Source organism: Photobacterium sp. AWH4_225, assembly GCF_056158405.1.
In genome coordinates this window covers 2,677,895-2,695,821 of record NZ_JBSWTF010000001.1, presented here as the reverse complement: position 1 = coordinate 2,695,821, position 17,927 = coordinate 2,677,895, and the positions used below count along the sequence as shown (strand labels likewise).

Sequence of the window (17,927 nt, the reverse complement as noted above, 5' to 3'; positions counted from 1 at the left end):
GAGTGTTGGTGACAGAATGCGTTTGACAGCAGGGTGGTTGGCCCAGTGGCTCGCCCAAGGTGATTATTGCAGTATTGCTCTCGGTGATAATTGTTTGGTGCTTGATAGCCAGACAGAAACAGAAGAAATTCCCTTTGATGAATGGGATGGTGCTATAGATGTACATCGCGGCGTATTATGGGGCAGTTTTGAATTAACCTCTGCTGATCAGGAATATTGCTGGACGGTACACGGTTTGCCTTGGCAGCAATGTAAGGCGTTTGCCAATATGTTGCTAGAAGCTTATCGAAACTGGGCGCAAGGCCGGGTCGAAAAGCTTGATAACTTGCTGCCAGAAATGCTCACTCGTATAGATAGCTATGCCGAAGCTGATGGCTACTTGCGTGAATCTTCCCACCGCCAATTGCACCGTTATCTTGAGAACTCCTTGGCCTCGACCGGGTTGACCCGTGAACTGGCGGGATCTTTCCGTCCGTTGGCATTCGAGAAGGTTGAGCCTTGGCTTGAAGGCAATGAAGAGTGGGTGGAAGAAGCCAATAGCCAATGGTTGGAAAAAGAAACCGAAAAGTGGTCATCATGGTTCGATAAGTTTGAATCGTCGCCGTTAAACCCTTCCCAACGCGAAGCTGTGTTGATCAACCAAGATCATAACCTGGTACTGGCAGGTGCCGGTACTGGCAAAACCAGTGTACTGGTGGCTCGTGCCGCCTACTTGATTGCTAATCAACAGTGTCAGCCAGAAGAAATCCTGATGCTGGCCTTTGGCCGCAAAGCCGCTGAAGAAATGAGTGAACGCTTGGGCGCGAAAGTCAGCGACCGTATCAAGGTCGCGACCTTCCATAGCTTGGGCACCCAAATTATCAAAGCGGTAGAGAGTGAGATGCCAAGTGTTTCTCCGGTCACACTGGATGAGAAAGAACGTGCCAAGTGGATTGCGCAGGTGTTGACCGAGCAATGGGAAACTGCCGCATCAGCCAAACGCTGGCAGAAACATCTGACCCAATGGCGTATTCCGGGCTTCAAAGCTGAAAACTCAATGGAAAAGCAGGCCAAGAGTGAACAACTGGCGGCTTGGGTATGGCGTCATATTGAACTCATTGGTCAGCGGGGCGCGAACAAGTCGCAGCTGGTTGAAAGTATTGAAAAGCATGACAATGAATCGGCTCGTGCCCGGATGAAGAGCGAGTTGGCTCTGCTATGGCCTTGCTACCGTGCCTATGAGCAGCACCTAAAAGCCAACAAGCAGATTGACTTCAATACCATGATCCAAAGGGCGACGGAATACGTCAAAGAGGGCAAGTTCACGCCGCCGTGGAAATTTGTCATGGTTGATGAATATCAGGATATCTCTCCACACCGTTTGGCCCTTATCGAAGCACTTTGTCATGCCGGTGAGAAAGACAGCAGGCCAACTTTGTTTGCCGTGGGCGATGACTGGCAGGCAATTTACCGCTTCGCAGGCGCAGATGTGAACCTGACGACCGGCTTCGAGCAGCGCTTCGGTGCCAGCCATATTACCGAGCTTGATACTACGTATCGTTTTAACAGCATGATCGGTGAAGTTGCCAACGCTTTTATTCAGCAGAACCCGAATCAGCTGAAAAAAGATCTCACCAGTTTTAAGAAACAGAAGAGAAAAGCGGTGACCTTGCTATGTCAGGACTTGATTGATCAGGAACTGGCGCAACTTGCCTCACAGCAAAAAGGCGAAGTGACCACCTTGCTGCTGGGTCGCAATAACAACCAGCGCCCTGAAAAGCTCAAGCAATGGCAGGAAAAATGGCCGCATCTTGGCATTAACTTTATGACTTGTCATGCCAGTAAGGGCCGAGAAGCTGACTTTGTGTTTGTACTTGATGTGAACCGTGGTGTATTCCCAGCGCCAGACCGGGACACAGGGCTGGCAGCTTGTCTCCAAGCACGAGGCGAAAGCTTCACCGATGCCGAAGAGCGCCGCTTGTTCTATGTCGCTCTTACCCGAGCTAAAAAGCATGTCTGGGTGTGTGCCGAGCCGCAAAAGCCTTCAACGTTCGTTAATGAACTGATTGATGATGGCTACCCGGTAATGAACAAGATCAAGCGGGTGAAAGCGAAGCAGAAGTAACTTGTATTTATCTAAGGATAAAACGCAGATATACATGATTAGGTCAGCGATTTAGCTGGCCTATTTTTTTATCAGTTTTGTAGGATGAGCCTAAGAACAGACTTATCTTTTAGTGAAGTCCTTTCATTTTATTGATGAAATGCATTAAATAACTTGATTAGATTCATTGGGTAGTATGCGCTAAGGAAAGCGATGTTATACATAGAGAGGATGCGTGATTTTAAAATTATATAGTGCTAAGGGATCAAACAGTTCAGAGAGAGTCGAGTGGGTGCTGAACTATAAGTCAGTGCCTTACTCTCGTATTGAAGTGAGCAACGAAGAACTGGTCTCAAGTTATATAGATATCAATCCTTATGGGTATGTACCATGCCTAGAAGTAGAAGGACACTGTATTTCTGAATCCATGGCAATAATTGAATGCCTTGAAGAGTTATTTCCTGAACCAAGCTTGTTGGGCGAGTCTACTTGGGAACGAGCGTCCATACGAGAAGTTTGTGAATTCGTTAATTCAAGTATTCATTCGCCACAAAACCGAACTGTTCTCAACACCCTTCGGCCTGAGTTAGATGATATTTCTAAAAAACAGGTTAGAGGGCAGTGGATTACTAGTCGATTAAATATCTTAATCTCCAAATTATGTAAACAATCGCAGTTTGCAGTGGGTAATCACTTTTCTAGTGCGGACATATTCGTTGCCTCAATTTATAAAAAAGCACTTCAACATGGCTGCGATAAGTTAGCATTTTATGACGAGCACCTAGTTTGGCTACGAAGCCATTGTGATATCTTTATTTCAGAACCTTAGTTGATAATGAACTGCGGGCTTTGCTGTCTGTTTTGAGTCCTACTCAACCTATCGAGCAAAGAAAGTGCTCAACATTCATGATTTCATGGTATCTGCAAAATACCGCGGAAAAGGTATTGGTAAGCTTTTATTAGATGGGGTTGAGCGATATTGCCGTGACAATGACTTCCTTAAGATTACATTAGAAGTGGATGAAGATAATGTAATCGCCCAAAAGCTCTACCTTTCATGTGATTATGAGGATTATAAAGTTAAGCAGAAAGGACTGCTTTATTGGCAAAAATATTTAAGTTAATTGATGCTTACTCTTCAAATTAAATCTGGGCTGTTAGCCAATATTTTGGACATGTTAACTCTAAAAGATTAATACTGAAGTAGTATATGTGATTGAAATATAATTATTTTGTGGTTTTAGGTGAGTATGTAACAAGCCACTGGTACTATTGAAAATAGCATTGGTCTGTCTCAAAAATGGGATGATTGTTTAACCTCAATTTTTGCATGTTTATTGGTTGAAACCTATAAATACTACCGTGTTTAAAAAATTAGACACAAAAATATAGGAATAACTTCGGTACTACGAATTAGGATAAATTCCAATGAATATTAAACTAGTTGGCCTTTTCACTGCTTTTGCACTGGCAGCTGCGTCATCAGGTGCTCACGCATATAGTTATAAATCCTATTATAAACATGACTATAAGTCTTATCATAAATCTGATTACAAAAAACCAGTCATTAAGTACAAAAAGACCAAGTACAAGCCTCAAAAATGTAAGCCTAGTAAGAAGTATTACGGATCTAAAAAGAAATATAACTCCTACAAATGTGATCATTACTACGGCTATTAGGAATATATAAACTAGTGGCGGTTTATTGCCGCCGCTATCTCTATTTATTCCTAGTGTTATCACAACATAAGAGCACTCAGGTTTAAAATTGGGAGATTATTATTTAGATGCATTTTATCTACAGAAAATATCTCGCTTATTTGTTTTTTCTGCCGCTGCTAGTGGCTTGTAATGATTCGTATCATGAATCTCGACCCTTTACATCTTTGGGTGAAATACAAGCGGTAGAATCGATGCCTCAGCATGAAGAGGTTTTTGTGGTTATCGCTTCAGGAACACTAAAACCTGTTGGAGAAGTTGAAGTTGGCTCTGAAGTTTCGGGGAGAATTATCGAATTATTGGTCGATTTTAATGATGTTGTGCAAAAAGGGCAGACCATTGCACGTATCGACCCAAAATTTTTTGAAGCGCAAATCCGACAAGCCGAAGCCGCTTTACTGAATGCACAAGCGCTGGTGGCAATGAAAAAAGCATCCTTACGGCAATCTATACGTTCTTTGAAGCGCATAAAAGCCCTCAATAAACGTAAGGCGGTGTCTGAGAATAGCTTGGAAGAAGCTGAAACACAGGTATGGGTAGCAGAGGCGGAGCTAGAGCAAGCCCAGGCACTTGTTATCAGTCATGAAGCTGAGTTGGAAGAAGCTAAAGTGACTTTGTCTCGCACTGAAATTCTGGCTCCCATAAATGGGGTTGTTTTGTCACGTGAAGTGATGAGTGGACAAACCGTTGCGGCTAGTCTTGAGGCACCGAAACTATTTAAGATTGCCCATACTCTAGATGAAATGGAAATACACGCCAGGATTGATGAAGCCGATATAGGTCAAATCCGTATCGGCCAGGAAGCAGAGTTTACTGTGCCGGCCTATGGTGACCAGCTTTTTACTGCCAAGGTAGAGCAAATTCGAGTAGCACCATTAGTTGTTGATAATGTGGTGACTTATACCGTTGTTTTATCGGTAGAAAACAATGGGGATTCGTTACTGCCAGGGATGACGGCAGTTGTTGAGATCACCACCGATGTGGAATCTGATACAACCAATGCCAGTTACACTTCAAGGGGGGAGGAAGTTATACCGCCGACTCCGCAATCTCTAATAGAAAATTAGGTTTGTATAGCCATGAGTTACTGGTTGTATTTATCAAATGCTCTGAGGATTATTTATCGTCACCGCCTACGTAGTGCCCTGACCATTTTAGGCATTATGATCGGTGTGACTGCAGTTGTGACTGTTATTGGAGTGGGGGCGGGGAGTCAGCATCAAGTCTTACAGCAAGTAGAGAGCCTGGGTGCTGATTTACTCTTTCTCGAACCCGATGCGATGGAAAGCGGGGGAGTGCAAATGGAAGGCAACGCTTCGACGCTCACTTTAGAAGATGTCAATGCGATACGAAAAACGGTTCCTAATGTTGTGGCTACTTCTCCGTCTGTGTTTGCCGAAGGACGGGTGATCTATGGGGCAAAAAATTGGATAAGCCGGATACAAGGAACGACCCAAGACTATTTGCTACTGAGAAAGTGGGAAATCGCCAAAGGACGGATGTTCAATGACTATGAGCAGAGCCGGGCCAAAAAGGTTGCGGTACTGGGCGAGAGTGTTGAAAAAGCCCTGTTTAAAAATGAAAGTGCTGTTGGTAAAACCATTCGAATAGGCAAAACCCCTTTTAAAGTTGTCGGAGTGTTAAATCGAAAAGGGCAGTCACCTGGTGGGTTTGATCAAGATGACAGAGTGCTGATCCCCCTATCGACTGCCAAACTTCGTATTATTGGCTTGAGCAAAACTCGACCGGGCGCTATTCACTACGCCCATATCCGTGTCGCTGACCAAAATAAAATCGGCGAAAGCATTGTCCATATTCAACAACTGTTACGTCAACAACACCGCCTGCCTGATCATAAACCTGATGATTTCATTATCAATGATTTAACCGAGCTGCAGGAGAGCATGGCGGATGCAACCCGTTCAATGACCTTTTGGTTGACATCAGTTGCAGCCGTATCGCTTGTCGTTGGAGGGATCAGCATTATGAATGTGATGTTGGTGGCGGTTCGTGAACGAACGGAAGAAATTGGCCTGCGGCGTGCCGTTGGAGCCACCCATAAAGACATCCGTAATCAGTTTATGATTGAGGCAACTTGCCTGACGACCATTGGTGGCCTGTCTGGTTTGGCATTGGGTGCGGTGCTGGTGTTTGTGATCGCAAAAATGCGTGACTTCCCAGTGATGATCACGTTAGATGCCATCCTTCTTGCTCTTGGGTCAGCGTGCTTAGTGGGGTTGTTGTCAGGCTTGTATCCTGCACTGGTTGCTTCTCGGCTTGACCCTATACGGGCATTGAAACGAGAATAAGGAGGACTCTATGGTAGAGAGCACATCGTCATTGGTCCAACTGGATACCGTTAGCCGTGTGTATGCGATGGGAAGCAGTGATGTCGTTGCCCTGCGGTCAATTTCTTTGGATATTCACTCTGGGGAGTACATCGCAATCACAGGCACATCTGGTTCTGGAAAATCAACCTTGTTGCAGATCATCGGTTGCCTCGATACACCTTCGACTGGGCGGTATGTACTCAATGGTACTCGGGTCGATGCCCTGTCTGATTTTGATCTTTCCCACGTCAGGAATTATCAAATTGGTTTCGTTTTCCAGGCTTTCCATTTGCTGCCGCAATTCAACGTTTGTGAGAATATCGAACTGCCTCTGCTTTACCGCAAGCTCTCAAGGCAACAGCGCGAAAGCAAGGTCAATGAAGCCTTGGGCAAGGTGGGGTTGTCGAAGCGAGGTTTGCACAAGCCCCATGAACTATCCGGTGGTGAGCGGCAAAGGGTAGCTATTGCCAGAGCTTTGGTTGGCTCGCCCTCCCTTTTGCTTGCAGACGAGCCCACGGGTAATTTAGATCACAGAACAGGCGATGAAATCATGGCGATTATTGAAAGGCTCAATAGTGAAGGCGTGACGGTCGTTATGGTGACGCATGACTTGGATAAAGCGGGGCGGGCACAGCGTCGAATTGAGATGAAGGATGGCCAGATACTTTAAATGAGATTGAGATGATTGATTAAAGTGATCGTCTTGTTTTTTCGTATCGTTCTTTGTTCGTTTGAGGAGAGAAATGATGACTCTGCCTTTGAGCAAACTGGAAAAGTATTTCTATATCGATAAGTTGGTGATCCACTCACTGGATTTATCTTTGTACCAAGTGTCGGTGGTTATCGATGATGAAGAGCACTATGTCACTGATGATAATGGACAGTTTTTGCGGGCTTTTTCTATTTTAGAGCTACAGAAGCAGTGCCGAAAACTGAAGGCGAAACAGCAAGTGCTTCGCCAACAGAGTGCTTACGATGAAATGGTTGGTCAGCCTAGCAGGGAAAGCACTAACCTCCTTGAAGTCCCTTTAAAAGACAACAAGCTTTATTGACCGAACTTTACCAAGCAAAGGTTTGAATGACATTTTGTTTGGTAATTGGGTTATGGGCAATGTCCTGGTTGATTTTATCCAAGAATGGCTGCCTTGCTGCTGGTAGCATCCCACGCATAGGTGAGATGTTGTTGCCGTGGTCGCCCCAGTAGTAGCAAGGGAAATCTTCCAAGTTTTCCAGCAAGTACTTCTCTTCTTCCAGTATCTGCAGCGGAGTAGGCAGGGTAAATTCACCACGGTGGATTTCCCTTTCAAGCTCTGATCCTGGCTGTACGGCCAGTGCCATTGGCGCTATCGCATCCGGCTGCATGATATTGAGCAAGCTGGTTGTATTGACGGCGTGTTCAACGGAGCGTTCCTTGCCACCGAGCCCGAAGATAAATGACGCCAGCACTTTAATCTCGGCCTCTCTTGCCATTGCCATCCCTTCAATGGCGTGCTCGCGGGTCATGCGCTTTTTGATCTTCTCAAGCACCACAGGATCGCCAGACTCCAAGCCGGAATACGCCATACTTAGGCCCGCTGATTTCATCTCTTTTAACTCGCTGATACTCTTGCGGCGAAAATCATTGAAGCCAGAGTAGAGCGAGATGTTCTTGATCTCCGGGAATGTCGCTTTGATCTTACCCAAAATCTTGAGCAGCATTTCAGTCCGGATTGCCATTACATTCCCGTCTACGAGGAAGATCGACTCTACGTGTGGGTAGATCAAGCGGGCTTCCTCAATATCACGGAAGATACCTTCAATATCCCTGACTTTGAATCGCTTATCGTCGAACATGGTACAGAAGGTACACTGGTTATTGCTGCAGCCCAGCGTGGTCTGGATTAACACGCTCTCGGCTTCCATCCAAGGGCGATAAATTTTACCTTCGTAGTGCATATGGCACTCCTTGAAACGAATCGGAATTGATGCGGTGCAGTCTAGCGAGGGGAAGAGCCATTGATAATTCGCCCCGCAGTGAAATCAGTCTTAATGCAAAATTAATAATGGCGGAATTATTAATAAAATCTTAAAACTCATTCGCTATGAAGCGGAATTATCATTTCCCCAGTGCCGAATATACTTATCACCATCAATTACGCATTCAAAAAAGAGGTTGTTCCCATGAAAGCAATGGTTATTCGTGAATTTGGTGGTGTTGAAGGTTTCGAGCAGGTTGAATTGGCTAAGCCAGAAGTAAAGGCGGGGCACGTCTTGGTGCGTATTGCTTCAACCAGCGTCAACACCATCGACATGATGATCCGTGAAATGGGTGAGGGCCTGCCGTTTTCACCGCAAGCGCCTGCTGTCTTGGGTATGGATTTTGCCGGCGTCGTGGAAGCAGTTGGAGAAGGTGTTACTGAATATAAAGCTGGCGATGAAGTTTTCGGTTGTGCAGGTGGCTTGGGCGATCTGCCGGGCACGCTAGCTGAATATATTCTGGCAGATGCCAATTTGGTTGCCCACAAACCAAAGAACTTGTCGATGACAGAAGCTGCTGCGCTACCTTTGGTGGGCATTACTGCATTTGAGGGCCTCCAACGTGCAGGTATCGCGCAAGGGCAAAAAGTATTGGTGCACGGTGCTGCCGGTGGTGTAGGCCATGTTGCCGTTCAGCTAGCACGTCATTTTGGAGCTGAGGTTTACGGTACAGGTAGTGCCGGTGAGCAAGCCGAGTTGATTGCAAGCCTAGGTGCGAAAGCGATTGATTTCAAAGCAGAGTCGGTCGCTGACTATGTGGCTAAGCATACCGATGGCGAAGGCTTCGATGTGATTTTCGATGCAGTAGGCGGTGCCAACCTCAACAACTCAATTGAAGCTGCAAAGCTTAACGGTCAGATTGCAACAACCTTGTCTTTCCTTGAGCTGGATTTGTCGATGATTCACATGAAAGGGTTATCACTGCACGTTGTCTTCATGCTGATCCCGATGATCCATAACAAGGGCCGTGAAGAGCACGGTAAAATCTTGGAAGCCTTGGCGAAAATTGCCGAAGCCGGAGAGTTAAAACCTGTTTTGGATAGCCAGCGTTTTGCGCTAAGCGAAGTTGCCGATGCCCATAACCGTCTAGCGAGCGGCCAGGCGATGGGCAAGGTGATGATTGATATCGCCTAAGGCTGCATAGTTAAGTCGCTATTTTTTAGCCGCTTATATTTAACTGCTTATATTTAAATGCTGTGAAAGGCTCGCCATAAGGGGGAGCCTTTTCTTTTCCGTATCTTTTCTTTTCCGCAGAAAGAGGCCGCAGATATGTTGTCTGTCTCACCGACTCTGAAATTAATCATAAGCAGGACGCTTCCCCTAACTGTCGGGTTGTTTGCCATTATGTTGGTGCAGTTGGTGGACTCGGTATTTATCGGGCTACTCGGGCTCAATGAGCTGGCGGTGCATGGTATGACGATGCCATTTCAGACGGTATTTGTTGGGCTGCAGGTAGGCGTTGGTGTCGCGGCAACATCGATCATAGCCAGGGCTTTGGGGGCAAAACGAAGGGAAAAGGCAGCCCTGGTAGCAACCATATCTGTAATTTTTGGCCTGTCGTTGATTGCGCTAGTCTGTGTATCTTTCTGGTTTTTCCGGGATGCGGCTTTCTCAGTTTTTATTGCGGATGATACATCACTCGAGCAAGCGAATATTCTTCAGGGACTTTTCAATGGTTATTGGCCTGTATGGCTGTTGAGTGCATTTGCCGTTGCCGCGTTGTATTTGGCAACATGTGTCTACCGCTCATACGGTGACAGCAAAATGACGGGCAGCATGTTTGTTATCGCCAGTTTGATCAACCTAGTGCTTGACCCGCTACTGATGTTTACTCTTGATATGGGGATCGCAGGTGCAGCCATTGCGACTACATTGGGTTATGGCAGTACAGCGATCTATATGTACGTCCAAGCCAGAGGAAAAGCTTGGTTTTTGCCTTTAAATTTCAATGGTACTGCATGGCACGCATTACGCGAATTAGCCAGCACAGCGGTAATGACCACGGCGAACCAGATTTTACCCGCAGTCAGTGCGTTCTTGGTCATGTTGCTTATTGCCAAAAACGGCACCGACACATTGGCTTTTTGGAGCTTGCTAACCCGTTTCGAAAGTTTTGTGATTGTCTTTACCCTGGCATTGACCATGTCTGTTCCTCCATTGATTGGTCGCTACCTCGGAGCAGGCCGTTGGGATCAAGTATCAGATTTATTGCTGACGACAGCCAAGTTCTTAGTGCTGTTTCATTTGGTGGTTGCCTGTCTGCTGGTGTTGGTTTCTCCCATGGTGATCCCGTTGCTTAGCCCGCAGGTCAACATCCAGTTGTGGTTTGAAACTGCTTTGATGGTGTTGCCATTTAGCTATGGGCCACTAGGGCTTTGCATGGTGGCGGTTTCTGCATTCAATGCGCTAGGGTTGTCAAAGCGAGCTTTGCTGGTGACATGTATCCGACTGTTTGTTTTGTTCGTGCCAGCGATTGGGCTAGGGGTCATAAGTGGCAGTGTTAGCTATATCGTTTTTGCAGCCGCAATTGCCAATGTATTGGCTGGCGTAATGGCGTCTACCTGTATTTGGCAGACATTGAACAAGCAGAAACGGGTCAAGCAAATGAATCTACCTCAGTCTGGTGAGGTTGTTGTAAGCTAATAAAACCTAAGCGGATTTGGTTGCGATTAATGAATATTGAACACCTGAGGCTTTTTGTTAGGGTGGCATCTACCCATAATATCAGTCAGGCCGGGCAGGAGCTCGGTTTGTCTCCCCCTGTTGCCAGTATGCACATTAGCAAGCTTGAAGAGAGCTTGGGTGCACGGCTTGTTCATCGTACCACCCGAAAGGTGTCACTGACCGAAGAAGGCATGGCATTTCTTCCCCACGCCGAAGAAGTGCTGCAAAGTGTCGATGCGGCTCGGGCCTCTGTGGGGAGTGCGGCAGGAGGCTTGCCGCAGGGGATACTGAGGATCACCGCACCAGCCTCATTTGGCAGAATGCACCTTATCCCCGCACTTAAAGGGTTTTTAGCCCAATATCCTGAACTTTCGGTCGATATCCGTCTGACTGACTCGATTATTGACCTAGTTGAAGGTGGCTTTGATGTCGCTATCAGAAATGCCGAACTGCAGGACTCTACTTTGATTGCCCGCAAGTTGGCTGTTGATAAGCGTATCATGTGTGCCTCGCCAGATTATATTTCTGCTTACGGTAAACCTTCTTCGCCGCAGGATCTGAAAAATCATTTATGTATCAACCATGCTGGACTAGAAGGCTGGCGTTTTACTACTCCAGAAGGTGTGCAGAACATTAAGGTCAAAGGCAATATCAGGGTTGATCATGGAGAAGCGGTACGTGATGCCAGCGTGAATGGGATGGGCATTGCTATGTGCGCGACCTGGATTGCCTACGAGCACCTAAAACGCGGTGAGCTAGTTCAAGTACTCGAAGACTATCCACTGGTGGATGAAGCGGCACTTTGGGCTATATACCCAAGTTCGCGGCTACTTGCGCCGAAAGTGCGGGCATTTGTCGACTATTTTGCCCAACACTTCGGGTCGCCACCTTATTGGGATCTTGAGTTGGGCAGCTAGGGCAAGGCGCACCCTTTGCCATAGCAGAGCCTGTGAACTAGCGAAAATTAAACAGCTCTGTATGGAAGTGCTTCATGTTAAAGTGCATCTCTTTTAGTTGCCGTGTTATCGCGTTACCAAATGCCGAAGGGCCACAAAACCAAACACTGCTATTTTGCATATCGTTAGCACGCTGTTTAATGTCATCTACAGTCAAAAAGCGGTTCAATCGATTATCGATGACATGAAACTCCACATTAGTGCCGTAGGTTGCTGCTTCCAAATCTCGGATAAGCTGTGGTGATGGGTTTTCGGTACAGTAATAGAAAAGGATCGGCTCAGAGCTATCGAGCTGTTTCAACTCCTCTAACCTTGCTTTGAACGCCGCGCAACCAATACCTCCGGCAACCCAGATTTGTGGCTTGTTGTCATTGAAATCAAAGTGCCCATAGGGGCCTTCCACTGTTACCTTCTCGCCTATTTCCAATCGTTGGTGGATCGTCGAGGTGAAGTCACCCAAGGCTTTCACCAAGAATTGGACCTTTGTCCTATCTCCTAAGCTATTGTCTTTGCAGCCGCCTGCTGCAGTAATTGTAAATGGGTGCGGCTCTTCTCCGGCTAGGGTCAAAAAAGCAAACTGCCCTGAGGTGTGGCCGGGCCATTTAGGCACGTCGATATCGATAAAGGTGGTGTTATTCAACTCATCAAAGTGAAATCCTTTGATGGTTCCTTGGTATTGCTGACGTTTGCCAATCAGACCGAAGAGGCTGAATAGGGCGCTCAATACCCCTATTGTTACAGTGCCAATAACTATAGGAGTGATTAGGCTATCCCAATAAGCGTGCTTCAGTAATACCAGCGAATGATAGGCAATAAACAGAAAAGCGACAGCCATCAGTTTATGGATAAACTTGAATCGTTTGTATTTGATCGGGGCAAAAAGCGCAATCAAGGTCAGTGCGACAAACAGGTAAAGCGTCCACTCACCAATGGATTCAGCGCCTCCTCGGAGGCTGTGAATGGTGGCGTAGAAAGAATCAGGTTCAATCGCTAAGTTTGGCTTTGCTCCCCGCTCCATTAGGCCATAGCTGACCAACTGCTTTGGAACGATGGCAAGTAGCCAGTGGATGGCACCAAATACGACGGCGTAAATACCTAGCCACTTATGTAAGCGGTACGATTTATCGAGACCGGAAGTCAGTCGTTCAACAAATGGCAGGCGCAGGGCAAGCACCATGACCAGCGTTAGTAATACTGTTGAGATGATCCCAGTTAGCTGGATGAGAGAGCTTCGCCATTGCATGAACGTGGCGTTATCGAGCAAATTAGGCTCTGCTCCTAGCCAAATAAGGGTACATAGGAAGACAAGTCCTATCGAGGTGATATAGAGTTTTTTCATAATATATAAGCTCCGTTGAGCTTATATATTACCGCGATGAATGTAACGGGGTGCCAATATAAGTAAAGGTGTGTAAATCGTGTTCAGGCAGGGGATGCAGCCTTCCCCTAAATCATCCGTGAGATGTCATGAGAGGAAGGCATTTAATCATCAGCTTACGACCAATTAGGCAGTCTGTAGTTGATGGCAATTATCAGCCGTTTGGCTACGGATCACATAGCGCAGGCGCAGCAGCATAAACATCGCTGCTACGGTCAGGCCGGTAACAATCCCCACCCAGAAGCCGGTTTCGCCCATGGCTGGAACGACCATATCTGTCAGACCCATCACCATGCCCAAAGGCAGTGCCAAGCCCCAGTATGCGGTGATCGCTAGGATCATCGGGATCTTGGTATCTTTGTAGCCACGCAGTGCACCATTGGCGGAGGTTTGTAGTGCGTCGCTAAATTGGTATACCGCGGTATAGATCAGCAGCGTCGCAGCGGTTGCACTGATCACAGGATCGGTGGTGTACAGGCGGATGATCCAATCAGGGAACAGCAAGAAGAAACTGATAGATACCAGAGATAGCAAGCCCGCAACGGCAATACCGAATAGGCTGCGCTCTTTGGCTCCTTGTTGGTTTTTAGCTCCAAGTGCATGGCCAACCCGGATAGTGATACCGAAAGATAGGCTCATTGGTATCATGTAAGTCATGCTGGAAATATTGAGGGCAATCTGCGCTGCAGCAACATTTTCGGCACCAATACGGCCGATCAGCAAGGCGATAACCGCAAAGATGCTGCCACATACTGCGATGTTCATACCGATAGGCACACCCAATTTCAGCAGGTGCAGGCAGTCATTAACCCGAGGTTTGATATCCGCAAAGTGGATGATTTTCTTATAGTGGTGATGCCCCTTGATGTAAGAGTAAAGCAGACCGGACATCACCCAATAGACGATACTGGTTGCCCAGCCACAGCCGACAGCACCAAGGGTAGGGAAGCCAAACTTACCGTAAATCAACACATAGTTGATTGGGATGTTCATCAATAGGCCAATAACCGATACCAGCATAGGGGCACGGGTATTATTCATCCCTTCACAGAAACCGTTCAAGGTATAGAACAGTGCGATCCCCGGAACACCGAAAGCGAGAGCAATCACATAGTCACCCGCAATCGGAATGATCTCTGGCGCAACACCGATTGCGTTAAGAATATTGCCACCTTGTGATAGGTAAACAATCAGCAGGCTACTGACCAGTGCAGCGACCCAGATCATCTGGATAAACTCGATGCGTACCTTGTCGAGCTTGTTGGCCCCCCGGTGGAACGCTACCACTGGGGTCAGTGCCATAATGATACCGCGAAGTAGCAGGGACACTGGCAGCCACAGACTGGTACCCAGCGCAATTGCAGCGAGATCGGCGGCACTGACTTGGCCTGCCATGGTGGTATCGACAAACCCCATCGCTTGAGTGGCAAGCTGAGTCATAATAATTGGAATCGACAGGTGTAATAACGAGCCGGACTCACGGGTAAAGCGTGAAAAAAGTGACGTGCTCGATTGAGCGCGATTTACGGTTTGATTTTGCATGGGGTATAGAAAACACCTATATAAATGCACCAGTGGAAGCAGGATGGCAGGTGTGCATTTTAGGGTGTGCCTTTCGAGGCGGGGGGAATATATCCAGCCTGTGCATAAAGTGCAAGGCCGGATATGTAAGTGAGTTTAGATTAAGCGGTTTGAACCTGTGGTTCTACCTTGAAGCCGCGGACAATATTGCTCAGGGTGATCAAAGCAAACACCACAATTACAATAGATAGATGCCATGGCTGGCTAAGGCCTAGCTTAACCAATCCCATACTGACAATCGACGAGGCGATCATCTGCCCGCCGCCTGACATAGCTGCAGCCGCGCCAGCCTGTTTCTTGTAAGGTTGCATCACCATTGCCTGTGAGCAAGGCAGGGCAATCCCGTTCCCCAGAATCATCAAAAACTGGCCCAGCATTAGGTACAGCGGCTCAACCGGGCAAAAGAACAGCCATAGTGCTGCAAAGCTATGTAGTACCGGGGTGAAGAACAGCATTTTCTGGGTGCCGATTTTCGGGCGGACTCGGTTGGTCAGGGTGGTACCAACCAGCATACCTAGCGCCGGGATCAGTGCCCACATCGCGTATTCGTCGGAAGTCATGCCGATTTGGTTCTGCATGATGAAAGGCATGACAGAAACCGTCGTGATCATCAGGCTGAAGTTAAGCCAACCGATACTGGCAAAACTCATGAAATAGCTCGAGGTGAGCAGTTGCCAATACTGCAGAGCCATTTTCTTCGGTGAAGGTACTTTCGAGGTTTGTGTCACTGTTTCCTTGAAGCGCAAAGCGATCACCAGCCAGACAAGGGTGACATAGCCTAGCAGGGAGGTGAACACCATGGTCCAGCCGAAGTGGAAGTTAATAAAACCACCAAGTACCGGTGCCATCAGTGGCGTCAGAGAAGCAGCCATCGCAATGTAGGACATGGCTAGTGGCAGCTCTGCACCACTGAACCGGTCACGCGTAGAGGCACGAGCAAGAACAGCGCAGCAACCTGTGCCTAGCCCTTGAAGAAAACGTCCCATAACCATGCCGGTAAAGGAATCGCTCAGAGTAATGATCATCACAAGGCCAGATAGGGCAATCAGCAGCCCTGTCATCAAGACTTTTTTCCGTCCCAGGGCATCAGAGATCGGGCCATAGAGAAACTGCGATGGGCCAAAGCCAAGCAGGTAGATACTGACTAGAAGCTGCGCTTGGTCGAGTGAAATATCAAAGTCTTTGGCAATCCAAGGCAGGGACGGAAACACCAACCCCATACTCAACTGGCCGACACTGATGATCAGGCACACCAGCCCGAGGGCTTTCCAGAAATTACGGTCGGTCATGACGGCTTGTTATCCTTATGGCGTTTACAGGTGTGCCGGGTACGCAATGCGCCTTCATCATCGAACTGGCTTAGTTTACTTTTTACCCGCTTTACGGTGGAAATGCTGACATCACAAGTGTCGGCAACATACTGTAACTTGTGGCCTTCAAGCAACATGGTGGCAATTTCCTGGTGTTTTCCACGATCGGCAGGACGACCACGGAACTTTTGCTGCCATAACTCAGGGTTTTCCTTTATCGCTTTACGGCTGTGCTCAGCAGCCAGCAACCTTTTGCGGGTCTGCACATTGCCGTAACCGCTCAGAAGCGAAAGCAGAACGCGGCTTGATTCAGAACCTGGAACAAATGTCAGTGGCTCAGATAGCGTATTTAACGTAACTCCCTTTTCGAGAAGCGCTGAGACAGTCGCTTGAACCATATTGAAGTCATGGCTGAATGCGGTTAGCCACCAAACCCATACCACATCGCCTTCGGTGAGTTTGTCGAACAGGTGTCGGAAGCCTTCCCTTGCCATTGGCTCGACATCACCGCGCACACGATCTTGCACCTGTTCAGCGTTAGGCTCAGTAGCGAGCAGGGCTTCAATTTGCTGCTGGTAGTCGGTATTTCTGGGGGAGAAACGTGAATAGATGTATTTCGCCATAAAGCAAAAAATAGCTCACTTGATGTTATGGCTCATAAATATACATTGAGTAGTTCATAAACACAATGAATAGAATCTATAAGGATCCTATTCATAAAGTTCTTATTACCATTCTTAGTGGTTAACTCACTTGCATGACTAACTTGCCGCTGTGCTGTTGCTCATTTAAGTGTTTTAGAGCATCAGGAAGCTGGTCGAAGCTATAGACATGATCCACCATGGCATCGAGTTGTCCTTCGCTCACCAAGTTTGCTAACTGGTTGCCGATATCAGCAAGGTGATGGATGTGCTCGATATGACCATGGGAATAGGTGCCATGCAAAGCAACTTCATGGAGGCTGAGGGCTTTGGTGGTTGCTAATAGCGGTACTTGATTGAATTGATCGGCAATCATCACGATATGGCCGTTGTAACGAACCAAGGCACTCATGGTACTGCCTGACTTGGCTGATACACAGTCGATAACGCCGTGGACTAATTTGTCTTCGGTATATTCGATAAGCCGCATGGCAATGTTTTCTGTATGCGGGTCAATTACTTCATCCGCACCATAAGAAAGCAGCCGCTGATGATGTTGGCCATCGGCAATGGCATAGACAGTAGCTCCCAATAGTTTCGCTAGTTGTACAGCAAAACCGCCGACACCGCCTCCGGCACCAGTTATCGCGATACTTTGGCCTGATTCAAGCCGAAGTTTATCGTGAACGGCTATCCAAGCAGAATAGCCTGCACAGGGCAGGGCTGCAGCTTGGGTGAAGCTGACATTGTTAGGCAAGCGGCTGAGCGCATAAGCTTTTACCTTGGTATATTCAGCGAAACCGCCACCTTCTCTTGGGTCAAGGAATGCCATCACCCGATCACCAGGTTGGAAGTGATGAACACTTTTACCGACTTTGGTAATAGTACCTGCAATATCAAGCCCGATGATCTGCGGATAATCCCAGGTGGCATAGCCCCAGTGGGCAAGCTTGTAGTCGATAGGGTTCAGGCCGACAGCTTCTACCTTAATACACACATCTTCGGCAGAAGGAGTAGGTTGGATTGCCGTTGTCAGTACCAATTGGTCGATACCTTCCGGCTGGTTCAATTTCCATGCTTTCATTGGCCACCACTGCGATTCTGATTATTTTATTTTCTGCTTTTTACTTTCTACTCATTAACCTTAAACCAAATTTAATATTTTTGGCTGATTGAAAGCAGCAGTAATAGATAGCGAATGAAAGAAGTGGAAGATTTTAGAAAGCGCAGTATCGCGAGGCTATGGTTT

At 47.3% G+C, this 17,927-nt stretch carries 15 protein-coding genes and 1 pseudogene; 10 read left to right on the top strand and 6 right to left on the bottom strand.

Features of this window, described 5'->3' with window-relative positions; genetic code table 11:
* Positions 1-16: 16 nt before the first annotated feature.
* The 7 genes and pseudogenes from helD (at position 17) to ACXAD4_RS12545 (ending at position 7,184) form a co-directional block, all read left to right on the top strand.
* Positions 17-2,104, top strand: a complete 2,088-nt coding sequence (helD, locus tag ACXAD4_RS12575; protein WP_475241799.1) for a DNA helicase IV — start codon at positions 17-19, stop codon at positions 2,102-2,104.
* Between the two features lie 214 nt (positions 2,105-2,318).
* On the top strand, positions 2,319-2,912 hold the full coding sequence (locus tag ACXAD4_RS12570) for a glutathione S-transferase family protein (RefSeq protein WP_475241797.1): 594 nt from the start codon (positions 2,319-2,321) through the stop codon (positions 2,910-2,912).
* A 25-nt stretch (positions 2,913-2,937) separates the two neighbouring features.
* Positions 2,938-3,207 (top strand): annotated as a pseudogene (locus ACXAD4_RS12565) (GNAT family N-acetyltransferase); the annotation flags it as partial.
* Between the two features lie 663 nt (positions 3,208-3,870).
* Positions 3,871-4,869 carry an efflux RND transporter periplasmic adaptor subunit gene (locus ACXAD4_RS12560; RefSeq protein ID WP_475241795.1) on the top strand — a complete coding sequence of 333 codons (999 nt, stop codon included), beginning with the start codon at positions 3,871-3,873 and terminating at the stop codon, positions 4,867-4,869.
* Between the two features lie 12 nt (positions 4,870-4,881).
* Positions 4,882-6,111, top strand: a complete 1,230-nt coding sequence (locus ACXAD4_RS12555) for an ABC transporter permease (RefSeq protein WP_475241793.1) — start codon at positions 4,882-4,884, stop codon at positions 6,109-6,111.
* Between the two features lie 10 nt (positions 6,112-6,121).
* Positions 6,122-6,802, top strand: coding sequence for an ABC transporter ATP-binding protein (locus ACXAD4_RS12550; protein ID WP_475241791.1), 681 nt, complete (start codon positions 6,122-6,124; stop codon positions 6,800-6,802).
* Between the two features lie 76 nt (positions 6,803-6,878).
* Positions 6,879-7,184: a DUF6482 family protein gene (locus tag ACXAD4_RS12545; protein WP_475242770.1), complete on the top strand. Its 306-nt coding sequence runs from the start codon at positions 6,879-6,881 to the stop codon at positions 7,182-7,184.
* A gap of 7 nt (positions 7,185-7,191) precedes the next feature.
* Here ACXAD4_RS12545 and ACXAD4_RS12540 read toward each other — a convergent pair whose 3' ends face one another.
* The gene (locus tag ACXAD4_RS12540) at positions 7,192-8,067 is read right to left on the bottom strand and encodes a radical SAM protein (protein ID WP_475241790.1); all 876 of its coding nucleotides are present in this window, start codon (positions 8,065-8,067) and stop codon (positions 7,192-7,194) included.
* A gap of 225 nt (positions 8,068-8,292) precedes the next feature.
* Here ACXAD4_RS12540 and ACXAD4_RS12535 point away from each other — a divergent pair, with 225 nt between their 5' ends.
* The 3 genes from ACXAD4_RS12535 (at position 8,293) to ACXAD4_RS12525 (ending at position 11,729) form a co-directional block, all read left to right on the top strand.
* On the top strand, positions 8,293-9,282 hold the full coding sequence (locus ACXAD4_RS12535; protein WP_475241788.1) for a zinc-dependent alcohol dehydrogenase family protein: 990 nt from the start codon (positions 8,293-8,295) through the stop codon (positions 9,280-9,282).
* Positions 9,283-9,417: 135 nt separating this feature from the next.
* Positions 9,418-10,791 carry an MATE family efflux transporter gene (locus ACXAD4_RS12530; protein WP_475241786.1) on the top strand — a complete coding sequence of 458 codons (1,374 nt, stop codon included), beginning with the start codon at positions 9,418-9,420 and terminating at the stop codon, positions 10,789-10,791.
* Positions 10,792-10,820: 29 nt separating this feature from the next.
* Positions 10,821-11,729, top strand: a complete 909-nt coding sequence (locus ACXAD4_RS12525; RefSeq protein ID WP_475241784.1) for a LysR family transcriptional regulator — start codon at positions 10,821-10,823, stop codon at positions 11,727-11,729.
* A gap of 37 nt (positions 11,730-11,766) precedes the next feature.
* On the opposite strand, the gene ACXAD4_RS12520 is transcribed toward ACXAD4_RS12525, so the two are convergent.
* From ACXAD4_RS12520 to ACXAD4_RS12500, 5 genes are all read right to left on the bottom strand, one after another.
* Entirely contained in the window at positions 11,767-13,107 is a 1,341-nt protein-coding gene (locus ACXAD4_RS12520; protein ID WP_475241783.1) for a ferredoxin reductase family protein, read from the bottom strand.
* 165 nt (positions 13,108-13,272) lie between these two features.
* Entirely contained in the window at positions 13,273-14,688 is a 1,416-nt protein-coding gene (locus ACXAD4_RS12515; RefSeq protein WP_475241781.1) for an MATE family efflux transporter, read from the bottom strand.
* A gap of 140 nt (positions 14,689-14,828) precedes the next feature.
* Positions 14,829-16,016: a multidrug effflux MFS transporter gene (locus ACXAD4_RS12510; RefSeq protein ID WP_475241780.1), complete on the bottom strand. Its 1,188-nt coding sequence runs from the start codon at positions 16,014-16,016 to the stop codon at positions 14,829-14,831.
* Positions 16,013-16,660, bottom strand: coding sequence for a recombinase family protein (locus ACXAD4_RS12505; protein WP_475241778.1), 648 nt, complete (start codon positions 16,658-16,660; stop codon positions 16,013-16,015). The genes ACXAD4_RS12510 and ACXAD4_RS12505 overlap by 4 nt, the downstream gene beginning before the upstream one ends.
* Positions 16,661-16,781: 121 nt before the next feature.
* On the bottom strand, positions 16,782-17,762 hold the full coding sequence (locus ACXAD4_RS12500) for a zinc-binding dehydrogenase (RefSeq protein WP_475241777.1): 981 nt from the start codon (positions 17,760-17,762) through the stop codon (positions 16,782-16,784).
* Positions 17,763-17,927: the final 165 nt, after the last annotated feature.